This is a genomic window from Maricaulis sp., assembly GCF_048270265.1.
GTDB lineage: Bacteria > Pseudomonadota > Alphaproteobacteria > Caulobacterales > Maricaulaceae > Maricaulis.
This window is the reverse complement of record NZ_JBLWTD010000008.1, coordinates 35,873-56,158: the sequence shown is the minus strand read 5'-3', so window position 1 is coordinate 56,158 and position 20,286 is coordinate 35,873. Positions and strand designations below refer to the sequence as shown.

General features: G+C 64.4%; 22 protein-coding genes. 11 read left to right on the top strand and 11 right to left on the bottom strand.

All coding sequences use genetic code 11. The features are described from left to right. Position 1 precedes the first annotated feature (1 nt). From ACN0YF_RS06285 to ACN0YF_RS06275, 3 genes are read left to right on the top strand one after another with little or no spacing between them, the layout of a single operon-like run. A complete protein-coding gene (locus ACN0YF_RS06285) occupies positions 2–1,540 on the top strand; it encodes an L-aspartate oxidase (protein WP_417493740.1) in 1,539 nt (512 codons plus the stop codon). An 8-nt stretch (positions 1,541–1,548) separates the two neighbouring features. After that, positions 1,549–2,397, top strand: coding sequence for a carboxylating nicotinate-nucleotide diphosphorylase (gene nadC, locus ACN0YF_RS06280; RefSeq protein ID WP_417493739.1), 849 nt, complete (start codon positions 1,549–1,551; stop codon positions 2,395–2,397). Positions 2,398–2,438: 41 nt separating this feature from the next. Beyond that, on the top strand, positions 2,439–2,831 hold the full coding sequence (locus ACN0YF_RS06275) for a VOC family protein (RefSeq protein WP_417482667.1): 393 nt from the start codon (positions 2,439–2,441) through the stop codon (positions 2,829–2,831). 52 nt (positions 2,832–2,883) lie between these two features. On the opposite strand, the gene ACN0YF_RS06270 is transcribed toward ACN0YF_RS06275, so the two are convergent. Beyond that, entirely contained in the window at positions 2,884–3,486 is a 603-nt protein-coding gene (locus ACN0YF_RS06270; RefSeq protein WP_417493738.1) for a hypothetical protein, read from the bottom strand. A gap of 56 nt (positions 3,487–3,542) precedes the next feature. Next, positions 3,543–4,097 carry a phosphoribosyltransferase gene (locus ACN0YF_RS06265; protein ID WP_417493737.1) on the bottom strand — a complete coding sequence of 185 codons (555 nt, stop codon included), beginning with the start codon at positions 4,095–4,097 and terminating at the stop codon, positions 3,543–3,545. A gap of 203 nt (positions 4,098–4,300) precedes the next feature. On the opposite strand from ACN0YF_RS06265, the gene ACN0YF_RS06260 reads away from it, so the two are divergent. After that, on the top strand, positions 4,301–5,311 hold the full coding sequence (locus tag ACN0YF_RS06260; RefSeq protein WP_417493736.1) for an alpha/beta hydrolase: 1,011 nt from the start codon (positions 4,301–4,303) through the stop codon (positions 5,309–5,311). 13 nt (positions 5,312–5,324) lie between these two features. Here ACN0YF_RS06260 and ACN0YF_RS06255 read toward each other — a convergent pair whose 3' ends face one another. The 5 genes from ACN0YF_RS06255 to ACN0YF_RS06235 all read right to left on the bottom strand — a co-directional run bounded on the left by ACN0YF_RS06255 (position 5,325) and on the right by ACN0YF_RS06235 (position 10,393). Continuing rightward, positions 5,325–5,960 carry a hypothetical protein gene (locus tag ACN0YF_RS06255; protein ID WP_417493735.1) on the bottom strand — a complete coding sequence of 212 codons (636 nt, stop codon included), beginning with the start codon at positions 5,958–5,960 and terminating at the stop codon, positions 5,325–5,327. Positions 5,961–6,127: 167 nt separating this feature from the next. Next, on the bottom strand, positions 6,128–6,472 hold the full coding sequence (locus ACN0YF_RS06250; RefSeq protein ID WP_417493734.1) for a hypothetical protein: 345 nt from the start codon (positions 6,470–6,472) through the stop codon (positions 6,128–6,130). A gap of 117 nt (positions 6,473–6,589) precedes the next feature. Next, positions 6,590–7,069 carry a response regulator gene (locus ACN0YF_RS06245; protein ID WP_417482673.1) on the bottom strand — a complete coding sequence of 160 codons (480 nt, stop codon included), beginning with the start codon at positions 7,067–7,069 and terminating at the stop codon, positions 6,590–6,592. Between the two features lie 455 nt (positions 7,070–7,524). Beyond that, positions 7,525–9,852: an ATP-binding protein gene (locus ACN0YF_RS06240; RefSeq protein ID WP_417493733.1), complete on the bottom strand. Its 2,328-nt coding sequence runs from the start codon at positions 9,850–9,852 to the stop codon at positions 7,525–7,527. Between the two features lie 112 nt (positions 9,853–9,964). Continuing rightward, positions 9,965–10,393, bottom strand: coding sequence for an NUDIX domain-containing protein (locus tag ACN0YF_RS06235; RefSeq protein ID WP_417493732.1), 429 nt, complete (start codon positions 10,391–10,393; stop codon positions 9,965–9,967). Between the two features lie 229 nt (positions 10,394–10,622). Here ACN0YF_RS06235 and ACN0YF_RS06230 point away from each other — a divergent pair, with 229 nt between their 5' ends. Then, positions 10,623–11,609, top strand: a complete 987-nt coding sequence (locus ACN0YF_RS06230; protein WP_417493731.1) for a calcium/sodium antiporter — start codon at positions 10,623–10,625, stop codon at positions 11,607–11,609. Positions 11,610–11,692: 83 nt separating this feature from the next. Next, the gene (locus ACN0YF_RS06225; protein WP_417482677.1) at positions 11,693–12,031 is read left to right on the top strand and encodes a dihydroneopterin aldolase; all 339 of its coding nucleotides are present in this window, start codon (positions 11,693–11,695) and stop codon (positions 12,029–12,031) included. Between the two features lie 35 nt (positions 12,032–12,066). Here ACN0YF_RS06225 and ACN0YF_RS06220 read toward each other — a convergent pair whose 3' ends face one another. Continuing rightward, positions 12,067–12,810: an SDR family oxidoreductase gene (locus ACN0YF_RS06220; protein ID WP_417493730.1), complete on the bottom strand. Its 744-nt coding sequence runs from the start codon at positions 12,808–12,810 to the stop codon at positions 12,067–12,069. On the opposite strand from ACN0YF_RS06220, the gene uvrC reads away from it, so the two are divergent. The 4 genes from uvrC (at position 12,809) to ACN0YF_RS06200 (ending at position 17,413) form a co-directional block, all read left to right on the top strand. Continuing rightward, the gene (gene uvrC / locus ACN0YF_RS06215) at positions 12,809–14,701 is read left to right on the top strand and encodes an excinuclease ABC subunit UvrC (RefSeq protein WP_417493729.1); all 1,893 of its coding nucleotides are present in this window, start codon (positions 12,809–12,811) and stop codon (positions 14,699–14,701) included. The genes ACN0YF_RS06220 and uvrC overlap by 2 nt on opposite strands. 5 nt (positions 14,702–14,706) lie before the next feature. Continuing rightward, positions 14,707–15,306 (top strand): CDP-alcohol phosphatidyltransferase family protein, encoded by a 600-nt coding sequence (locus ACN0YF_RS06210; protein WP_417482680.1) that lies wholly within the window; start codon positions 14,707–14,709, stop codon positions 15,304–15,306. A gap of 78 nt (positions 15,307–15,384) precedes the next feature. Continuing rightward, the gene (locus tag ACN0YF_RS06205) at positions 15,385–16,086 is read left to right on the top strand and encodes a response regulator transcription factor (RefSeq protein WP_417493728.1); all 702 of its coding nucleotides are present in this window, start codon (positions 15,385–15,387) and stop codon (positions 16,084–16,086) included. Positions 16,087–16,093: 7 nt separating this feature from the next. After that, a complete protein-coding gene (locus ACN0YF_RS06200; RefSeq protein ID WP_417493727.1) occupies positions 16,094–17,413 on the top strand; it encodes an ATP-binding protein in 1,320 nt (439 codons plus the stop codon). Between the two features lie 79 nt (positions 17,414–17,492). Here ACN0YF_RS06200 and proC read toward each other — a convergent pair whose 3' ends face one another. The 3 genes from proC to ACN0YF_RS06185 form a co-directional block, all read right to left on the bottom strand. Continuing rightward, positions 17,493–18,335: a pyrroline-5-carboxylate reductase gene (gene proC, locus ACN0YF_RS06195; RefSeq protein WP_417493726.1), complete on the bottom strand. Its 843-nt coding sequence runs from the start codon at positions 18,333–18,335 to the stop codon at positions 17,493–17,495. Positions 18,336–18,343: 8 nt separating this feature from the next. Continuing rightward, the gene (locus tag ACN0YF_RS06190) at positions 18,344–18,847 is read right to left on the bottom strand and encodes a YbjN domain-containing protein (RefSeq protein ID WP_417482684.1); all 504 of its coding nucleotides are present in this window, start codon (positions 18,845–18,847) and stop codon (positions 18,344–18,346) included. A 94-nt stretch (positions 18,848–18,941) separates the two neighbouring features. Then, positions 18,942–19,250: an accessory factor UbiK family protein gene (locus ACN0YF_RS06185; RefSeq protein WP_417482685.1), complete on the bottom strand. Its 309-nt coding sequence runs from the start codon at positions 19,248–19,250 to the stop codon at positions 18,942–18,944. 105 nt (positions 19,251–19,355) lie between these two features. Between ACN0YF_RS06185 and lgt the strand changes: the two genes are divergently transcribed. Further along, positions 19,356–20,285, top strand: a complete 930-nt coding sequence (gene lgt, locus ACN0YF_RS06180; protein WP_417482686.1) for a prolipoprotein diacylglyceryl transferase — start codon at positions 19,356–19,358, stop codon at positions 20,283–20,285. The last annotated feature ends 1 nt before the right edge of the window (position 20,286 follow it).

Genomic DNA, 20,286 nt, shown 5'->3' with positions numbered 1-20,286 from the left:
CATGACTCGCCCCGTCCTCATTATCGGTGCCGGCATTGCCGGGCTCTGGGCCGCACTCAAGCTGGCACCGCGCCGGGTGATCCTGCTGACGGGCTCGCCGCTCGGTGAAGGCGCGGCCTCGGGCTGGGCCCAGGGCGGTGTTTCTGCAGCCCTCGCCGAGGACGACACACCCGCTTTGCATGCCCGCGACACGATCGAGGCCGGCGCCGGTCTGGTCGATACCGAGGCCGCTCATGCGCTGGCTGCGGGCGCTGCCGAGCAGGTGCGCGAGCTCGCAGCCATCGGGGCCCCTTTCGAGCGCGAGGGCGAGGCCTGGTCCCTCTCCCGCGAAGCCGCCCATTCGCGCCACCGCGTTGCCCGGGTGACCGGTGACGGCGCCGGTGCGGCGATCATGCAGACGCTGATCGCGGCCGTGCGCGCTGCCGACCATGTCGAGATCCGCGATGGCTGGGCGGCCGCGGCGCTGATACCCGGGGATAAGGGCGATTGCGCCGGGGCGTTTGCGCGCGACCCCGAGGGTGAGATTCACACCATCCTCGCCGATGAAACCATTCTCGCCATGGGCGGGGCTGGCGGCCTGTTTGCCCTGACGACAACGCCGGCCGGCGCCCAGGGCCAGGCGATGGCGATGGCGGCGCGGCTGGGCGCTGTGATCCAGGACCCTGAATTCATTCAGTTTCACCCGACCGCCCTCAATGCCGGCCTTGATCCGGCGCCGTTGTGCACCGAGGCCCTGCGCGGCGAGGGCGCGGTGCTGATTGACCAGTCCGGCCACCGATTCATGAAGGCAATTCATAGGGATGCCGAACTGGCGCCGCGCGATGTCGTGGCCCGTGCCGTTCATCGTCATAACCTTGGCGGCAAGGGTGCTTTCCTGGACTGCAGGTGTGCCATTGGTGATACCTTCCCTGTACATTTCCCGGCCGTATTTGCTGCCTGTATGAGCGCCGGGATCGATCCGCGCGTGGAGCCCATCCCGGTCGCCCCGACGGCCCATTATCACATGGGCGGTGTGGCGGCGGATATTGATGGACAAACCTCCGTGCCGGGCCTGTGGGCGATCGGCGAATGCGCCTCGACCGGACTGCACGGCGCCAACCGTCTCGCCTCCAATTCCCTGGCCGAAGGTCTGGTGAGCGCAGCAAGGGTCGCGAAGGTGCTGACGGACGCATCACTGTGCGCCACTGATCGCGCGCCAGCAGTAAAACCGGCCCACACTCCCCCGGCCCTGCCGCCGCTTGCGCTGACGCGGCTGCGTCAGGCGATGAGCCGCTATTGCGGCGTCGAGCGGTCCGGCGCCGGGCTGGCCGAGCTGAGTGCGTTGATCGAGGCGATGATCGCGCGCCATGGCGAGGCCGATGCGCTGGTCGCGGCGCGTTTCATCACCGCCGGGGCGATCGCGCGCACCGAAAGCCGCGGCGGGCATTTCCGCACCGACTTCCCGCAAGCCCATGCCATCGCGCAGCATACGCGCCTGTCGCTGGCCGATCTGGCGGGCACACGGCCACACGCCCTGGCCCACACCGCGCCTGCCGAATAGGACACGCCATGCCCGTCTCGCCCCAGCCCGACTTTCTCGTCAAGGATGCCGTCACCCGTGCCCTGGCCGAAGACCAGGGCGGTCGTGGTGACCTGACCTCACTGGCCTGCATCCCGGCCGGGGAAGAGGCGAAATTCTATTTCAAGGCCCGCGACAGCGGTGTGCTTTGCGGCCTGCAGCCAGGCGTTGAGGCGATCTGGCAGATGGATCCCGACGCGCTCATCAAATGCCATATGGGCGATGGTGATGCGGTCGCGCCCGGCGATATCATCGCCACCGTCAACGGCCAGGCCCGCGCCCTGCTGGCAGCGGAACGCATCGCGCTCAATTTCATGGGCCGGATGAGCGGCATCGCCAGCTTCACCCGCCTTTATGTCGACGCCGTCTCGGGCACCAAGGCCCGCATCGCCCATACCCGCAAGACAACGCCGGGCCTGCGCGCCTTTGAGCTCCAGGCCGTCCAGGCCGGCGGCGGCGCCATGCACCGTTTCGGGCTCGATGACGCCATCCTGATCAAGGATAATCATGTCGCCGTCTGTGGCGGTGTCGGTGCTGCCGTGCGCGCTGCGCGCCAGCATGCCGGCCACATGACCCGCATTGCCGTCGAGGTCGACCGGCTGGACCAACTCGCCGAAGCGATCGAGGCCGGCGCCGAGAGCGTGCTGCTGGATAATTTCTCACTGGCCGATCTCAAGGCCGCCGTCGCCCGGGCGGGCGGCCGGGTGACGCTGGAGGCTTCCGGCGGGGTCAATCTCGACACGGTTGGGGCCATAGCGGCGACGGGCGTCGATGTGATCTCGGTCGGCGCACTGACCCATTCGGCCCCGAATTTCGATATCGGGCTTGACTGGGACTGACCCCGGCCCGACACGAGTGCTATCCAGGGAGGAATATCAGTATGTTCAATCACATCATGGTCGGTGCCAACGACATCGAGAAATCAAAGACTTTCTATGACGCCGTGCTCGCCACACTCGGCGCCGGCGAGGCCATGCGCAATGTCGCGCCGACCGGGCATGTGCGTTATTTCTACCGCCATGACGGCAATACATTCGGCATCACCGAGCCGATCAATGACGAACCGGCCTGCCACGCCAATGGCGCCACCATCGGCTTCAAGTGCAGCAGCCCCGAACAGGTAAAGACCTTCCACGATGCCGGCGTCGCCCATGGCGGCACCTCGATCGAGGACGCGCCGGGGCCACGCAGCACCAGCATGGGCACCATGCACCTCTCCTATGTCCGCGATCCGGACGGCAACAAGCTGTGTGCGCTTTACCGGGAGAAATAGGTTTAAGGCCGCTGGCGGGGGGAGCATTGCGCTCCTCTACCTGGCTAGGATTTCAGGACGGGCTCTGCCCCGAGGGGCGCCCCACGTCCGGCTTCAGCAGGTCAAAGTTCAGAACATAGCCGGCCAACACGATGAGATAGCCGATCACGTTGAACCATTGCGTGCCGACGACGATGACCAATGTCCCGAGAATGACGAGGATGGTCCCGGTCCGCGAGGCGCGGAAATAGGAAAGGCTGGGCAGTAACAGGCCGAGATTGAAGATCGTGTTGGGGCCGAACACCATGAAAGGCTCCCAGATGACGGCCGTGGCGATCAGGTGGCTCGCGAGGGCGCGTTTCAGCTCTGCATCGGGGATGCTCCAGAAGATGAAATCAATCACGCACATGCCGATCACGAAGCAGACCCCGGCGAGCAACAGGGGAATGCCGATCAGGTGAATATTCCGCCGCGGAAGCCGACCGGCGAAGGGAATAAGAAACAGGACGCCAATGATCAACAGCCAGTGCGCGTAGTCGATCGGCGCCTGCTGCTCGGTGAAACCCGGGCCCAGATTGATCAGGATCTGTCCGGTCACATAAATCGCGAGCCCGGCGATGAACAGAATTCTGTCGATCCGTTTCGGAAAGCGGGATTCTTCAGACTGCAGGATCATGCCTTCAACTCCTTTCCGGAAATCATGGGACACAGGACACGCACGGTGAAGCTCCCCTACTCCCCCAGCGCCACCTTTCCCGCCTCGCCCTTCGCCGCGATCTCTTCCGGCGTCAGGCCGCACAGCTCGTGCGGGAAGACGAGCCAGTCATCGGTCTCGTGCAGGTAATAGTCCGGCTTCAGCTCGGTCTTGTTGCGGACAGGCTTGAAATAGACCGTGGCGATACGCGCATCGGCCGGGAAATTGCGGCGGCATTTGACGCGCAGCACCTTGAGCAGGGCCTCGATCGAGCGGCCCGAGTCAAACACATCATCGACGATCAAGAGCCGGTCATCGGCATTGAGCGTGTCGACCAGATAGCCCTCGCCAAACACCCTCACCTCGGCCTGCTGGCCGATGCCGGTATAGGAGGCCGTGCGGATGGCGATATGGTCGGTGTCGAGGCCGCGATATTCCAGATATTCCTGCACCGCAATGCCAACCGGCGCGCCGCCGCGCCAGACGCCGACAATATGGGTGGGACGGAAACCGCTATCGAAGACCTGCCGCGCGAGGCGGAAACTGTCGGTGAGCAGATCGTCGGCGGAAAGCAGTGTCTTGATGATGGCCATGCCGGATGCTGGCGTGATTGGCGGGCAAGCTCAAGAGGGGATGCGGGGCGCAGATCGGGCACCGACCCGCAAGACCAGCTGGACCAGCGGGTAGTCCCCGCTCTACGCCCGGATCGCTGACGCGTCCGGGCATCCGGCGGGGATGACAAAGGCTTGGTTGATGTAGAGAATTGGGAAGGATCAGCACTTCAGGAGCCCACGCCATGCACAAGTCCGCCGATTGTCCACGGGGTCGCGTCGTCCAGCACTGGATCGACAGCAAGGCCGTCGCCAACAACATGCTCGGCGACCCGACGCTGCGGCGGGTGGATGTCTATATCCCGGCGGGACATGACGGCTCGGGCCTGCCCCTGCTGGTCGATGTGGTCGGCTTTACCGGCGGCGGGCCTTACCACACGGCCTGGAAGAATTTCGGCGAGAATGTTCCCGAGCGCGCCGACCGGCTGATCGCCTCGGGCGAGATGGCGCCCTGTGTGATCGCCTTCCCCGATTGCTTCACACGGCTGGGCGGCAATCAGTATGTGAACTCGATCGCCATGGGCAATTGGGATGATTTCCTGACCACCGAAGTGCTCGGCTTCGTCGAGGGCGAATATGGCTGTGGCGGCACGGGCAAGCGCGGCCTGTTCGGCAAGAGCTCGGGCGGGTATGGCGCCATGATGCATGCGCTGATGCACCCGGATATCTGGTCAGCTGCCGCGTGCCATTCCGGCGATATGGGCTTTGACCTGATGTTCGCCACCGATTTTGCTCACACCCTGCGCCGGATCGCCAAGCATGGCGGCACGATCGAGAGCTTCATGGCCGCCTTCGAGTCCAGCCTCAAGCCGGCCGGCGATGATATTCATGCGCTGATGATCCTGGCGATGGCCGCGACCTATGACCCCGACCCCAACGCCTATCTTGGCATCCGCCTGCCGGTGACGATGGATACCTGCGAGATGGACCCCGTCGCCTGGGAGCGCTGGAAGAAATGGGATCCGCTGGAACTGGTCGAGACGCGCTGGGAGGGCCTCAAGTCGATGAAGGCGCTCTATATCGATTGCGGCGATATCGATCAGTACAACCTGGTCTATGGCGCCCGGCGGATGACCAAGCGGCTGACCGCGCTGGGTGTTGAGCACGTGTATCAGGAATTCCCCGATGATCACTCATCGGTCGATTACCGCATGGATGTCTCGCTGCCGATCCTGTCGAACGCGCTGTCAGCCTAGGTGCGCTCGCCGGCTAGGTGCGCACCAGCTTCTCGCGCCCGCCGCCCGTGATCGAGCGCCAGGCCGAGCCGAAACTGGTCGCGAAGACCACGATCAGGGCGCGGGCGATGATGGTGAAGAAGAGCAGCAGGATCTTGTCGTCGGAAACGGCAAAGCGCACGCCCGACTGCCAGCGTCCGCCAATCGGCAGATGCGCCAGCTGGTCCTCGAACCAGTCTGCGACATTGAGCATGTAGTGCAGCCCGTCGCCCCAGAACAGCGCCACGGCGGAGACCATCAGGATGGCGATCACGAAAGCGAGGAAGAGGGTGGCGATGGTCGAGCCGATCTGGCCGATAATCCCCTCCTCGGCGATCTTGACCTTCGGCTGCGGCATCACGGCGGTAAAGGCCTTGCCGACAAAGGCGAGAATCACGCGGGCAATAATGGTGAAGATCAGCAGGACGAGCTTGTCATCGCTGGCATAGATGCGGACCAGATTGTTGATCCGTTCGGGCAGCGGGATGGCGGCGACGGCGTCCTCGAGCATGTCGGCGCCGTCCTGCACCCAGGAAAACCATTGCGGCAGGTAGAACCAGAGCGCGGCCAGCATGATCACGGCCAGGATCATCGACACGAAAAGTGTCGCCGAGATTTTCCACAAACGCATCGCCAGCATCGTCAATTCCCCCCAAGACCGCGCCTCTTTGCGGGTCCAGATATCATCAGTCTAGGCTGCGATTGCGGCAAGGTCTTGGCAAGACACGCCTGAGGGGAATTTCCACAAAAAGGGGCAGCACCGGTGGTGCCGCCCCGTCTTGATGTTTCCGCCGTCGCCTATTGCGCGGCGATGATCTCGACCGTGATCGTGCTGCCATCATCGCCCCAGCCGGACGTTGTCCAGCTTTCGCCGACGGTGAGGTCGGGATTCCACGGACCGCAATTCTCCTGCGTGCCCGTTTCGGTCTGCACGGAAATGCACAACTGCTCCCCGAGTGACCAGCTGCCGGTCGCGCCGCGCGTGTCGGAATAGGCCCCATCCGCGGCAAAGGTGGCGTCAAAGCTGGCATCACCACCGGTGACGCGGACGATTTGCCCGACCGCATTGGCCATGCCGTCATCGGCCCAGGCCACGGCAGACAGTGCCAGCAGCGTCGCGCCGGCCATCATCAAAGTTTTCATCGAATTCCCCGTTTCATGATCCCTTGCGGATCGGCGCCCCCTAGCGCGGCCCAAGACTACGGATTTCGCGCCTGAAGGGAAACAGAAATCGGGAATGGCCGGGAAAGCCGGGCCGGATCAATCGATTTCGGCAAGTTCCACAGCCGACGTCCCGTCAGGAACCTCGACAATCTGGACCCAGTATTCGCCGATCGAATTGACGACGCGCATCAGCCGGTCCAGCGAGACGGGTTTGACGATATAGGAGGAGGCACCGAGCCCGTAGCTGGACAGGATGTCGTCCTCGTCCTTGGAGGTCGTCAGCACGATGACCGGGATATGGCGCAATGCGGCGCTGGCCTTGATTTCCTCAAGCGCCTCGCGGCCATCCTTCAGCGGCATGTTGAGATCGAGCAGGATGATCCCCGGCAGCGGCTGGTCCTTGAGCGAGGCATAGGGGCCCTTGCGATTGAGATAGTCGACCAGCTGCTCGCCATTCTCGAGGAACTCGACCGGATTGCGCAGCCGGACTTCCTCGCAGGCCTCCCGGAACAGCATGCGATCATCGGGATCGTCATCCACCATCAGGAATGTGAACAGGCGGTCGGCATTGCTCATCTTGTAAAGCCTCTTCGCGGCCGCCGCGCGATCGCGGCTGATCCAGAGGCCAGTTTCTCGCGTCGCAGGAGCAAGATCAAGGCGAATACCGCCGGGAAACCTGCAAGCCAGCACGCCAGGCCCTGAAACGGGCACCGCAAACGCCCGCCCCTCACCGCTTCCGGCCGCGCAATCGCGGCCCTTCCGGCATGCCGGCGGCGCAGGATCAGCGCGCGCATGCCGTTGCCCCGCGCCAGAGCGAGGAGGATAAGGTGCTTGTTTGCAATCACTTTTCGGAGACTGGCTCGCAATCGCATTGCCGCCGGAAAGGTCAAGGAGCCGCTGCTCCCTGCCGGACCGGTCCGGCACAGCGCCGCAAAGCCGGCGCAAGACGACCCCGGCACTCACAACTGCAAATTGTTGGGTGCCCCCGGGGCGCCGGACGGGCATGCGGACGGATTTGGCTCGGTACCAGCCTAGGCGTCGACGGTCTGGCGAATCGGCAGGGTGATGGTGAAAACGGCCCCGGAATCCGGCTCGGCCCAGGCGGTGAGCGTGCCGGAATGGTGTTCCACGATCTTGCGGCAGGTCGCCAGGCCAACCCCGGTGCCGTCATACTCCTCACGGCCATGCAGCCGCTCGAACATGCCGAATATCCGTTCCGAATGGCGGGCCTCGAAGCCGATACCATTATCGGTCACCGAAATGCGCGCCACAGCACCGGCTTCACCGACCTCCACCGCGCCCTCGACCAGGATTGAGGGCTGCACGCCGGGACGATGGAATTTCATCGAGTTGGACAGCAGGTTGAGGAAGAGCTGATGCATCTGCCCCTGGTCGGCCTCGATCGCCGGCAGGGTACCAATGCGCACACTCGCCCCCTCGGCCGCGATTCTCGGCTCCAGGTCGGACAGGACATCGGCGAGCACCCGCGCCAGATCGACCGGCTCGAAGGCCGTCGATTTGGAATTGACGCGGGAATAGCCAAGCAGGTCATCGATCAGCCGCCGCATGCGTGAGGCGGCATCGACCATACGGTCGAGATAATGCTGCCCCGTCTCGTCGAGGGCGTCGTGATACTTCCTGTGCAGACGCTCGCCGAAGGCCTGGATCTTGCGCAAGGGCTCCTGCAGATCGTGCGAGGCCGCATAGGCGAATTCCTGCAGTTCGGCGTTCGAGCGCTTCAATTCCTGCGCATAGCGCAACAGCGCCATCTCGTCGCGCTTGCGGTGGGTGATGTCGCGGAAGGTCACCACACTGCCGGCGGCCGGATTGCCGGCATCAATCCAGGATTTGGAGAATTCGATCGGAACGCAGACACCGGCCTTGGTCCAGAAGAATTCCTCGGCGCTCTCCTCGGAGACTTCCTCGCCACTGACGATCGGGCATTCATGTTCGGGATAGGGGCTGCCATCGCGTCTGGAATGATGGATCAGCGCGTGAATCGGCTGGCCGATCAGTTCATCCTCGTCATAGCCCAGCATCTCGCAGGCGCGCGGATTGACGAAGGTAACGATGCCGGCCTGGTCGATGCCGTAGATCCCCTCGGCAACGGTCATCAGGATGCGGCGGAACCTCTGGGTCGCTTCAAGCGTCTGCCGGGTGCGCCTGCGGCTGATGGAGCGGTGGATGTTGAACAGGACCGCGATCAGGATGAAACACAGCGCCATCGCGACGGCGAAGACCCGCATCACCGCGCGGGCACGGTTGACGCCGGCCAGTGCCTCGTCGACATCGATCTCGGTGATGGCGCCGATCTCGCGGACCGGGTCCCAGGCCCAGGCACCCATGACCCGCACACCCCGCCCATCCCGATATCCAATCAGGTTCGCACCGCCGGAGCCCTCGGTAACCGCCTGCGCCGCAGCCGTCAGCGGCCAGGTCGAATAGGGTTCGGACGGTGCGGTGCCGCGCGTCAGGTTCACGCCGGGATCGCGGACTTCCAGATGCAGCATCGACGGATGGCCCTGGGCGAGCAGGCCGGCGGTGCGGAATTCCGCAGCATAGCGGGTTTCGCTCAGAAGGCGGCCATTTTGGTCAACGGCATAGGTCTCGCCCGACACCCCGGTGCGCCCGACCCGGAAGGTCGAGGAATACTCCGCCAGCGGGTCGATACGCAGCGCGAAGTAACCCCGCACGGCATCATCGATGATGATGGGCGCGATCGCATACATCACGACCTCTTCATCCAGGCCAGCCCATTCGGGATCCCCCGCCAGCGCCGGAAGGTCGACGATTTGTGGCCGCGTCAGCATGGCCCGGCCCCGCTGCAGACGCTCGACATCAACGAGGCCGAGAATTGCCGAGGGACGACCGAGGTCGGAATTGCGCAGGGAGGCGAGATTGACGCCATTCGCCCCGATCACGAAGAAGCCACGATAGCCGTATTCCGTCAGCCATGGCCCCAGTGTCTCGCGCAATGCCGCCTGCGCCGGCGCCGCGGCCAGTGAGGACTCAACCGGGGTTTCCAGCAATTCATCCAGCGCACCGCGAACCAGCTCGTCATGGGCCCAGACCGAGGCATTGCGTTCCTGGTGACCGGCCCATTCCTCGAACCGCTGCATGGTGCTGGTGAGAATCGCCTGCAGGGTTGCGGCATTGGTCTCTCGTGCGGACGCGACGAGCGCCCGGTCTCCCGCCATCACCGCCAGGAAGACAACCAGGATAAACGTCAGTGCCAGAACGCCCGGCAGGACCAGGCCGAACCAGCCATCAGCCTCGACCGCCCGCTGCCAGGCGGGGGCCGTCTCAGGCCGACCGGCAGCCGGTTCCCGCGGTGGCATATCCTCGGCGTCTGCTTTCATTCAACCCGATCCCCGGCCCGGAAAACTGTTCTGCATCATACGGAAACGGTCGCCGGACCGTCGCCTTCCCGGCCAGCCTAACTGATTTTCCCCGCTCACGGGCAGTTTACACTCACCAGTACGGCACCCTTGCGACACCATCATAGATTTCTGCCACCCGCCGCCGGGTCCCACCGGCTGTTCCGGCCGGCAAATCCGACGGCAAGAACCAGTCCACGCACTCGATCTCGCCCTCGCTTTGGGTCGCGCAATTCTCCCAGCCGGCCGCGCGAAACAAAAGCACATGATCACCGCGAAAAGCGGCATGATTGGCGTAAACCCCCAGCAATTCGGGCTCGCAGGTCAGGCGCACCCCGGCCTCTTCGGCCAGTTCACGCGCAACCGCAAACGGTGCGGTCTCACCGGATTCCACACCGCCACCGGGCAAATGCCAGCCATCAATATAGGTGTGACGCACGAGAGCGATGGCCCCGTCGGGCCGTTCAGCGATGGCGCGCACGCCCAGTGTTGCCCCGCGCGTCAGGCGCCAGAAAGCCTGCATGCAGGGCCGGGCGAACGGCTCGATATGCGCCCGCCACCTCATACCGAATCCGGCGCTGGCCACTCAGGCAGCGGCGCGCTATGTACGGTCATTGCCCATGCTTGTCCGGAGATGTTTTCCATGTATGCCCTGATCGCTGTTGGCCTCGTCGTGGCCGTTTTTGCCATTCTCAATCTTATCGAATATCGCCGTCTCGACTAAGTCCTGATCCGCAGCGCCCGGTAGATTCATGCACGCTATACAATACGTCCCGCTGATCCTTGCGGGAATTGTTCTCCTGCTGTTCGGCGGCGATTTTCTCGTCCGTGGCGGAGCAGCACTGGCGCGCCTGTGGCGGCTGCCGAATCTGCTGGTCGGACTGACCATTGTTGCCTTCGGCACCTCGGCCCCGGAACTGGTGGTCAGTGTCCAGTCGGCGCTGACCGGCGCGCCCGGTCTGGCGGTCGGCAATATCGTCGGCTCCAACATTGCCAATTTCCTGCTGGTACTCGGCCTGCCGGCCCTGTTCGGCACCATCTACACAACAACACCCGGTCTGCGCCGCAACGCGATCTTCGCCCTGGGCGCCGCGATCGTGCTGATCGTGTTCGGCTGGGACCGTGAGATCTCGCTGCAGGAAAGCGGAATCCTGCTGGCGGCGATTGTCGGCTATGTCGCACTGCTCGGCATACAGGCCCGCAAGAATTCCGACGATCCGACCCTGGCCGAACTGACCGATATCGAACACATGGACGGGCTGCCCAAGACGCTGCCCTCCATCCTGCTGGCGCTGGCCGGCGGCCTGATCGCCCTGCCCCTCGGCGCCCAGATGATCGTGACCGGCGGCATCGCTGCCGCCCGGGACCTGCATGTCGAACCAGCCCTGATCGGGCTGACCGCCGTTGCCCTTGGCACCTCGCTGCCGGAACTGGCCACCGTCGTGATGGCCTCGGTGCGCCGCCAGGCTGACCTCGCCATCGGCAATGTGTTGGGATCCAATATTTTCAACGTCTTCGCCGTTGGTGGCGCCACCGGTCTGGCCGCCAGCCTGTCGGGGCACACCCTGCCCATCGCCGAGAATTTCTTCCTGCTTGATTTCTGGGTGATGCTCGGTGCCAGCGTGGTGATTGCAGGCCTCGTCCTGCTTCAACGCCCGATCACCCGTGTGATTGGTGCCCTGCTCTGTGTGGGCTATTTCGGCTATATCGCGGTGCTGGCTCGTTCGGCCATGGCCTGACCGCCTGCGCGGACCTGCTTGATCGCGCCACGATCATGACCTATCCAACCGCACACTTCTCCTGAGCAAGGTGCCGGATATCCATGATCGAAATCGAAGTCGTCGGCCTGCAGATGGACGCTGCGCTCGGAATCCACAGCTTCGAACAGGATAGCCGTCAGCAAATCCGCATCGATGTGAAGATTGCCCTGGCCAGCAAGCCGCAACGGGATTCGATCACCGAAACGGCGAGCTATGACGATATCGCGGACATCGCCCGCCAGGTCGTCGACGCCCAGCACTATAATCTGGCCGAAACACTCTGCGTCGCGATCGCCGAAGGCCTCAAGGCCCTCGACCATGTCGAGCAAGTGACCGTTTCAGTGACCAAGTCACCACGCACCGTCGCCTGCGACGCCGTGGTCGCCCGGGTTACGCTCTAGGGCCTTTCCCGCACAAGCCCCGGCGCCGTTCCGGCCTAGGGCTCGATCGAGACATCCCGCAGCCGCCGCATCAGATGCTCGCCGCCATCCAGCGTGATGGTCTCGCCGGTCATCGACGGCGTGGCGATGATGAAACGGACCGCCCTGACAATATCCTCCGGCGTCGACCCGCCCTGCATCGGATTGCTCCGGTGCGCCTGTTCGAACTCCGCCTGGCTCTGGCCGCCCGACGGCAGGGTCAGCCCCGGCGCGATCCCGTTGACCCGGACGCGCGGGGCCAGGGCCATCGCCATCGTGGTCGTGGCGCCCAGCAGGGCATGTTTGGCAAGGGTGTAGGAGAAGAAGTCCGGATTGAGATTGAACAGCTTCTGGTCCAGCAGGTTGATGATGCAGCCCGCGCCGCGCGCCTGGTGTTGCTGCGCCATCGCGGCACCCAGCAGGACGGGCGCCATCAGATTGACGCGCAGCGCGTGCTCGAGGCGGCCGGCCTCGACATCTTCCGGCCGGTCCTGCTCGAACACCGAGGCCGAATTGACCAGAAGATCGATGCGCCCGAGACCGTCTGCAAAGGCCTTGACGCCGTCACTCGCGGTCAGGTCGAACTGCACCGTGCTGGCACTGCCGCCGGCTTCGCGAATCGCCGCTTCAATCGCACGTGCCTGCGTGCCCGAGCTGTTATAGTGAATGATGACGTGCCAGCCATCCTCGGCCAGGGCGCGCGCAATTTTGGCACCCAGGCGCTTGCCGCCACCAGTAACGAGCGCGATCTTGTCCGACATGACGTCTCCTGAAACACCTTCTGAGCCGATAAATGACGCGTCCACACCGGCGGCGCAATCGCGCAGCGGTGCGCAAATCATCGCCGACTATGTCAAACACCTGCCATCCAGGCCCGGTGTCTATCGCATGTTCGCCGAGGATGGCACGGTCTTGTATGTCGGCAAGGCGCGCAATCTGAAGAACCGCGTCTCCAATTATGCCAATGGGCGCGGCCATTCCAACCGTATCGCCCTGATGATCGCGCTGACGAAGACGATGGAATTCGTCGTCACCGAGACCGAGACCGAGGCGCTGCTGCTTGAAGCCAATCTGATCAAGCGTCTCAAGCCGCGCTATAATGTTCTTCTGCGCGACGACAAGAGCTTCCCCTATATCCTGATCCGCCGCGATCATGAGGCGCCGCAATTGCTCAAGCATCGCGGCGCCCACAAGGCCAGGGGCGATTATTTCGGCCCCTTTGCCTCGGTCGGCGCCGTCAACCAGACGCTCAACACGCTGCAAAAGGCCTTCCTGGTGCGCACCTGTTCCGACAGCGTCTATGAGGGCCGCACCCGGCCCTGCATGCTGCACCAGATCAAGCGCTGCGCCGCGCCGTGTGTCGGCCTGATCGAACCGGAGGCCTATAACGAGCTGGTCTCCCAGGCGACGGATTTCCTGCGGGGCAAGTCCAACGCCCTGCGCGAGGACCTGCAGCAACGCATGGCAGACGCCGCCGAGGCCCTCGATTACGAGAGCGCCGCGCGCCTGCGCGACCGCATCCGCGCCATCGCGGCGGTGACCACCGACCAGGGCATCAATCCGGAAGGCGTCGAGGAAGCCGATGTCATCGCCGTCGCCCAGGATGGCGGCCGCTCCTGCGTCCAGGTCTTCTTCTTCCGCGCCGGCCAGAACTGGGGCAACCAGTCCTTCTTCCCGCGCCATGACAGCGAGGTCGGGACGGGCGAGGTCCTCGCCGCCTTCATCGCGCAATTCTATGACAACAAGCCGCCGCCGGGCCTGATCCTGATGTCGCATGATGTCGAGGATGCGGACCTGCTGGCCGAGGCGCTGAGCCTGAAGGCCGACCGCAAGGTCACGCTGCACCGCCCGGTCCGCGGCGAAAAGCGCAAGCTGGTCGAACGCACCGAGGCCAATGCGCGCGAGGCGCTGGCACGCAAGCTGTCGGAGAGCGCCTCGCAGGCGCATCTGCTCAAGGGCGTACAGCGCGTCTTCAATCTCGAGACCCTGCCCCAGCGTATCGAGGTCTATGACAATTCCCACATCCAGGGCACGAATGCGCTGGGCGCGATGATCGTCGCCGGGCCCGAGGGCTTCGAGAAAAACCATTATCGCCGCTTCAACATGACCGGTAGCGACGCCGCCACCAATGATGATTTCGCGATGATGGCGGCGATGCTGCGGCGGCGTTTCTCGCGCCTGATCAAGGAGCGCGACGATGGCGCGCCCGTGCCCGACCTGATCCTGATCGATGGCGGTGCCGGGCAATTGTCCAAGGTGATGGGCGTGGCCGAGGAACTCGGCATCAGCGATATCTGCATCGCAGCCATCGCCAAGGGCCCCGAGCGCGATGCCGGGCGCGAGGCCTTCTACCTGCCCGGCAAACCGCCCTTCAAATTGCCGCAGAAGGATCCGGTGCTCTACTATCTGCAAAGACTGCGCGACGAGGCCCACCGCTTCGCGATTGGTGGCCACCGGGCCAAGCGCAAGAAACAGATGGCGGACAATCCGCTCGATGATGTGCCGGGCATCGGCCCGTCGCGCAAAAAAGCCTTGCTGGCGCATTTCGGCTCGGCCAAATCGGTGCGCGATGCGGCGCTGGCCGATCTGGAAGCGGTTGACGGCGTCTCCAAAGCGATGGCCAAACGTATCCACGACTGGTTCCAGAGGTAGATGTGATGCACCGCCAGATCCCCAATACACTGACAATCCTGCGCATTCTCCTGGCGCTCGGCGGCGCTGTGGCGCTGTGGACCTCCTATCAGTGGTCCCTGAGCGGGGCCGTGCCGCTCTGGCTGGGCGATCCGGTACTGGCGGCGCGGGGTCTGGCCGGCTTCGCCGTCGCGGCCTTCATCATCGCCGCAGCGACCGACTGGCTCGACGGCTATCTGGCGCGGCGCTGGAATGCGGGCTCCACCCTCGGCGAGATTCTCGACCCGATCGCCGACAAGCTGCTCGTGGACGCCTATCTGATCGTCTACATGCTCATCCTGGGCGCGCCAATTGATATCGCCGTGCCGGTCTTTGCCCTGGTGGCGCGCGATGCGGCCATGACTGCAGCGCGCCTGCTGCCTGGTGCCGCTGCGGGCACCTCCCTCGCCGTCTCGCCGGCCGCCAAGCTGAAAACCGCCCTGGCGATGATCGTCGCCGGCTTCCCGCTCATCGCCCAGCCACTGGGCTGGTCGAGCCATGATGCCGTGCTGCTGGTCTGGATCGCTGCGCTCTGGGTCACCGCGGCGCTGAGCCTGCTGACGGCGTGGAATTATTTTCGCAAATAGTCACCGGTCCGGTGCGGGCCGCATCTTGAGCAAGCGGCCCGCACAGGCCATGCTGCACGATCAGCTTTGGGAGATGGCATGGCCGAGACCGCTGGTGACGAAGCCCATATCCTCGTGGTCGATGATGACGACCGGATCCGGGCCCTGCTCAAACGCTTCCTGCAAGGCCGCGGCTTTCGCGTATCGACGGCGCCAAACGCGACCAAGGCCCTTTCGACGCTCAACTCGCTCAGTTTTGACCTGCTGATCCTTGATGTGATGATGCCGGGCATGAACGGGTTCGAACTGACGACGGCGATCCGCAAGCATGCCGAGACCCCGATCATCCTGCTGACCGCACGCGGCGATGCCGAGGACCGCATCAAGGGATTGAGCCTCGGCGCCGATGATTACCTGCCCAAACCCTTCGAGCCGGAAGAGCTGGCACTGCGCATCCACGCCATCCTGCGCCGGGCCCGGCCCACAGCCGCCGCCATCAAGCGCGTCAGCTTCGGCCCCTGGGAATTCGATATCGAACGCGAAATGCTGCAACGGGCCGGCACGCCCGTGCGCCTGACCGGCGGCGAGGCCGCCCTGCTCGCAGCGCTGGCCTCCATGCCCGGCCAGGTGGTCTCGCGCCTGACCCTGTCGGACCGCACCGGTGGCGGCGAGCGTGCGGTGGATGTCCAGGTCACCCGTCTGCGCCGCAAGATCGAAGACGATCCCAAGGAACCCATGCACCTGCAGACGGTTCGCGGCGAGGGCTACAAGCTCGCCGCTGATCCGGTCTTCGATCCGTGAGGCGGCGATGAGCCTGTTCCGCCGCTTCCTGCCGCGCGGCCTGTTCGCCCGCACCCTGCTGATCTTCGTGCTGCCCGTCGCGCTGATGCAGATCGCGGTCGTGTGGTCATTTTTCGAGCAACACTGGGAGACGGTGACCAGCCGGCTGTCGGAGGGAATTGCCGGCGATATCGCCATGATGACGACGCTGTACGAGGACGACTTCGCCAATCCCGAAGCCTTCCGGCGCCAGTCGGAAATCGCCATGGCGACGATGCGGCTCTCGGTCGATGTCCGCCCGGGCGAGACCCTGCCCACCTCGCGGCGCTCCTCCTTCTTCCGAACGCTCGACCGCACGCTGCAGCGCGCGCTCTCCGGTCAGCTGGAACAGAATTTCTGGTTCGATACCACGCGCTATCCCAATTATGTCGACATCCGCGTCGAGGTTGATGGCGGCGTCCTGCGCTTCATCGCCCTGCGTGAGCGGGTGTTTGCGACCACGGGGAATATCTTCCTGCTATGGATCATCGGCGCCACCACCTTGCTGACGGGAATCTCGGTCGTCTTCATCCGCAACCAGGTCAAACCGATCCGGCGACTGGCCGATGCGGCAGAGCAATTCGGCCGTGGCCAGGATGTGGCGCATTTCCGCCCCGCCGGCGCCACCGAAGTACGCCAGGCCGCCCATGCCTTCCTGAAAATGCGCGACCGCATCCGGCGTCAGCTGGAACAACGCACCGCCCTGCTCGCCGGTGTCAGCCATGACTTGCGTACGCCGCTGACGCGCCTGCGGCTGCAGCTCGCCCTGATGCCCGACACGCCCGAGCGCGAGGATGCCAAGCGCGACATCACCGAAATGCAGGAAATGCTCGACGAGTATCTCGATTTCGCCCGCGGCCAGGCGAATGAGGAAACCGCCCGCACTGATCTGGTCGCCCTGGTCAGCGAAGTGATCGAGGATGCCCGCCGCAGCGGCCATCATATCGATCTGGTGGCCGGCGATCCGATCGAGGCCGATATCCGCCCCGGCTCGGTCAAGCGCTCGCTTTCCAACCTGGTCAATAACGCCCGCGAACACGCCGAAAACGTCGCCGTCTCCATCCGCCGCGCCGACGCCAACCGGATCGAGATCCTCGTCGATGATGACGGCCCCGGCATCCCGCCCGACCAATACGAAGACGCCCTCAAACCCTTCAACCGCCTGGATGAAAGCCGCAACCCCAACCGCAAGGGGGTTGGGCTGGGTCTCGCCATCGCCCGCGATGTGGCACGCGGGCATGGCGGCGATATCCGGTTGAGCGAGAGCCCGATGGGGGGCTTGCGGGCCTGTTTGAGTTTGCCGGGGTGATGGGGGCGCCACCTGTCCCCGGCTTCTGCCAATAATCCTGCGTCATCCCGACGCAAGTCAGGATGACGGGCTCAAACGACTACCGTCCCGGAGGTTCGGCGCCCATTTGCCGCGAGCGGCGTTCGGCGGCCGAGACGGCCTGGCGGACGAGTTCGGGCAGACCGCCACCGCCGCCCATCAGCACGTCGATCGCGGCCTGGGTGGTTCCACCCGGCGATGTGACGGAGCGGCGCAATTCCTGGGGCGTCTTGTCAGAGCCGGCCAGCAGCGCACCGGCACCGATAATCGTCTGGCGCGCCAGTTTTTCGGCGAGGTCGCGCGGCAGGCCTTCGGCGAAGCCGGCACCGGCCAGCGCCTCGGCGAGCAGAAAGACATAGGCCGGGCCCGAACCGGAGACGGCCGTGGCCGAACCGACCAGGCGCTCGTCGGTGACCCATTCCACCGGACCGGCAGGCTTGAGCAGGCGCGTGACGAGTTTCTCGATCGAGGCGCCGGCATCATTGGCGACGCAGACGCTGATCCCGGCACCGAGTGCGGCTGCCGTGTTGGACATGGCGCGCACGACCGGGCGGTCGCCGAACATGGTGCCCAGCCGGGTCATGGTCACGCCGGCCATCACCGACAGGATCGCACAATTCGCCGGCAGGACCGGCGCGAGGGCGATGGCGATCTTCTCCAGCGCCTGCGGCTTGACCGCGAGCACGAGCAGATCGGTATCCGCCAGCAATTTCGCAGTCGCCGCGGTCGCATGGCGCAGTCCGTGCCGGGCGATCAGATCCTGGACCGCATCGGCCGGAGCCGGGTCGATCAGGAGAAGATCCTGTGGCGCAACGCCACTACGCTTGGTGCGCAGCCAGCCCGCGACCAGGGCGCCGCCCATATTGCCGGCGCCGATCAGTGCAATCTTGGTCGAAGTCGTCATCGTCTGTGTCAGGCCTCACCGGCAGTTTCGAACATCGCTGCCGCGGTTGCTTCCTCGACATTTTTTCCGCCCCAGATCAGGAAGTGGAATGCGGGGTAAAAACGCTCGCCCGCTTCCTGGGCCGCGGCAATCATCGTCGCGGCCTGGGCCGGAGAGACGGTCTCGCCGGCGGGCAGGGAAATCGCGTGACGGTATACCACGCTGCCATCCTCGACCCAGACGTCAAAATGCCCCAGCCAGAGTTTTTCATTGAGCCGGGCCACCAGTTCGCAGATATCGCGAAAGCGGTTGCTGGTCACTTTCAGGTCGAGACTGGAGCAGATATGCAGTGCGTCGAGCTCGGGACGCCAGGCGAACCACATCTGGTGATCGCGCCAGGCGCCGGGGACGCTGAGGTGCAATTCGCCATTCTCTTCACGATCATAGGGATATTGCTCGGCAATCACGGCCTGCTCGACCGCATCAAGCGGATCCGATGTCGCCGGAGCGTATTCATCTGCCAGCAGGTCCATGGCGTAGTCTCCTTCGTCTGCGCGGCGACTCACACCGCTGGAACGGTATGACCACGCCGCTGCAGGCGCAATAAAAAGCGCTGGGTGCGCGGTGTCAGTCTGTGGATTTCGCTGCTGCGGTCTTTGCAGCAGGCTTGCGTTTGCGGGTCGCCGGACGCGCCGTACCGGCCGTTTCCAGCGCGGCGATCCGGGCATTGAGCGTTTCGATCTCGCCGCGCGCCTCGGCCAGCGCAGCCTTGACCACATCGAATTCCTCGCGGCTGACCAGGTCCATATCCGCGATGAAGCGGTCGGCCTGGGCCCGCATGGCCGTGCGTGCTTCCTCGCCAACCGCCTGGGCGGCGCCGAAGGCATCCGTCATCAGTTCAGCGAAATCATTCAGAAGCGGGTTGCGCGTTTGCATCAAAGAAAGCCATTAGTGTGTATCACAGACGCCTATATGCGGTGCCGAGCGAAAAAGCGCAACGCGCCCTTGCGTCACATCTGCATCTTGTCCCCGGGATTGCCCATGCAATATTGCCCTGCCAGCTTCGACCTCATCGATCCGATCCTGTTCACGATCGGCCCGTTCGAACTGTTCGGCCTCGATCTGAGGTTTGACCTGCGCTGGTATGCGCTGGCCTATATCGCCGGCCTGCTGCTAGGCTGGCGCTATATGACGCTGCTGTCGAGGCGCCCGGCGATCTGGCACGCACCGGGAACCAAAAAGCCGAAATCACCCTTCACCGAGCTCCAGGTTGACGATCTCCTGGTCTGGGCGACGCTGGGGGTCATTGTCGGCGGCCGGCTCGGCTATGTGGTATTTTATGCATGGGAATACATGGCGACCGGCCTGCGCGGTGCCATGCTCGTCCCCGACAGCATGGTCGATCGCCTGCTCTGGGCCGTCACCGGCATTACCGAGGGCGGCATGGCCTTCCATGGCGGCTTGATCGGCGTCGCGGTGACGCTCTTCGTCTATGCCCGCCGGCAAAAGCTCGACCTGTTGCGCATCGGCGATGCCGCCGCGGTGGTGACGCCGATCGGCCTGTTCTTTGGCCGCATTGCCAATTTCATCAATGGCGAGCTGTGGGGCCGTCCAACCGACCTGCCCTGGGCGATGACCTTCTCCAGCGACCCGCTCTGCCTGCCACGCCATCCCAGCCAGCTTTATGAAGCGGCCCTGGAAGGGCTGATCCTGTTCGCGATCATCAATCTGGCGACCTGGAAATTCCGCTCGCTCGAGAAACCGGGCCTGAATGCCGGCCTGTTCCTGATGTGCTATGGCCTGTTCCGCGCCCTGCTGGAGACCGTGCGTGAACCCGATGCCCACATGCCGGAATTCCTGCGCGGCCATGTCACCATGGGCATGCTGCTCTCCATCCCGATGATCCTTCTGGGCGTCTGGCTGGTGCAAAGGGCCCTGACCCGCACAGCATCGACCGCCGGCAAGGCCTGAT

What these genes read in the sequence shown, in the direction of transcription:
- ACN0YF_RS06285 (WP_417493740.1), top strand. Translation starts at nt 2, where the DNA reads ATGACTCGCCCCGTCCTCATTATCGGTGCCGGCATTGCCGGGCTCTGG.
- nadC (WP_417493739.1), top strand. Translation starts at nt 1,549, where the DNA reads ATGCCCGTCTCGCCCCAGCCCGACTTTCTCGTCAAGGATGCCGTCACC.
- ACN0YF_RS06275 (WP_417482667.1), top strand. Translation starts at nt 2,439, where the DNA reads ATGTTCAATCACATCATGGTCGGTGCCAACGACATCGAGAAATCAAAG.
- ACN0YF_RS06270 (WP_417493738.1), bottom strand. Translation starts at nt 3,486, where the DNA reads ATGATCCTGCAGTCTGAAGAATCCCGCTTTCCGAAACGGATCGACAGA.
- ACN0YF_RS06265 (WP_417493737.1), bottom strand. Translation starts at nt 4,097, where the DNA reads ATGGCCATCATCAAGACACTGCTTTCCGCCGACGATCTGCTCACCGAC.
- ACN0YF_RS06260 (WP_417493736.1), top strand. Translation starts at nt 4,301, where the DNA reads ATGCACAAGTCCGCCGATTGTCCACGGGGTCGCGTCGTCCAGCACTGG.
- ACN0YF_RS06255 (WP_417493735.1), bottom strand. Translation starts at nt 5,960, where the DNA reads ATGCGTTTGTGGAAAATCTCGGCGACACTTTTCGTGTCGATGATCCTG.
- ACN0YF_RS06250 (WP_417493734.1), bottom strand. Translation starts at nt 6,472, where the DNA reads ATGAAAACTTTGATGATGGCCGGCGCGACGCTGCTGGCACTGTCTGCC.
- ACN0YF_RS06245 (WP_417482673.1), bottom strand. Translation starts at nt 7,069, where the DNA reads ATGAGCAATGCCGACCGCCTGTTCACATTCCTGATGGTGGATGACGAT.
- ACN0YF_RS06240 (WP_417493733.1), bottom strand. Translation starts at nt 9,852, where the DNA reads ATGAAAGCAGACGCCGAGGATATGCCACCGCGGGAACCGGCTGCCGGT.
- ACN0YF_RS06235 (WP_417493732.1), bottom strand. Translation starts at nt 10,393, where the DNA reads ATGCAGGCTTTCTGGCGCCTGACGCGCGGGGCAACACTGGGCGTGCGC.
- ACN0YF_RS06230 (WP_417493731.1), top strand. Translation starts at nt 10,623, where the DNA reads ATGCACGCTATACAATACGTCCCGCTGATCCTTGCGGGAATTGTTCTC.
- ACN0YF_RS06225 (WP_417482677.1), top strand. Translation starts at nt 11,693, where the DNA reads ATGATCGAAATCGAAGTCGTCGGCCTGCAGATGGACGCTGCGCTCGGA.
- uvrC (WP_417493729.1), top strand. Translation starts at nt 12,809, where the DNA reads ATGACGTCTCCTGAAACACCTTCTGAGCCGATAAATGACGCGTCCACA.
- ACN0YF_RS06220 (WP_417493730.1), bottom strand. Translation starts at nt 12,810, where the DNA reads ATGTCGGACAAGATCGCGCTCGTTACTGGTGGCGGCAAGCGCCTGGGT.
- ACN0YF_RS06210 (WP_417482680.1), top strand. Translation starts at nt 14,707, where the DNA reads ATGCACCGCCAGATCCCCAATACACTGACAATCCTGCGCATTCTCCTG.
- ACN0YF_RS06205 (WP_417493728.1), top strand. Translation starts at nt 15,385, where the DNA reads ATGGCCGAGACCGCTGGTGACGAAGCCCATATCCTCGTGGTCGATGAT.
- ACN0YF_RS06200 (WP_417493727.1), top strand. Translation starts at nt 16,094, where the DNA reads ATGAGCCTGTTCCGCCGCTTCCTGCCGCGCGGCCTGTTCGCCCGCACC.
- proC (WP_417493726.1), bottom strand. Translation starts at nt 18,335, where the DNA reads ATGACGACTTCGACCAAGATTGCACTGATCGGCGCCGGCAATATGGGC.
- ACN0YF_RS06190 (WP_417482684.1), bottom strand. Translation starts at nt 18,847, where the DNA reads ATGGACCTGCTGGCAGATGAATACGCTCCGGCGACATCGGATCCGCTT.
- ACN0YF_RS06185 (WP_417482685.1), bottom strand. Translation starts at nt 19,250, where the DNA reads ATGCAAACGCGCAACCCGCTTCTGAATGATTTCGCTGAACTGATGACG.
- lgt (WP_417482686.1), top strand. Translation starts at nt 19,356, where the DNA reads ATGCAATATTGCCCTGCCAGCTTCGACCTCATCGATCCGATCCTGTTC.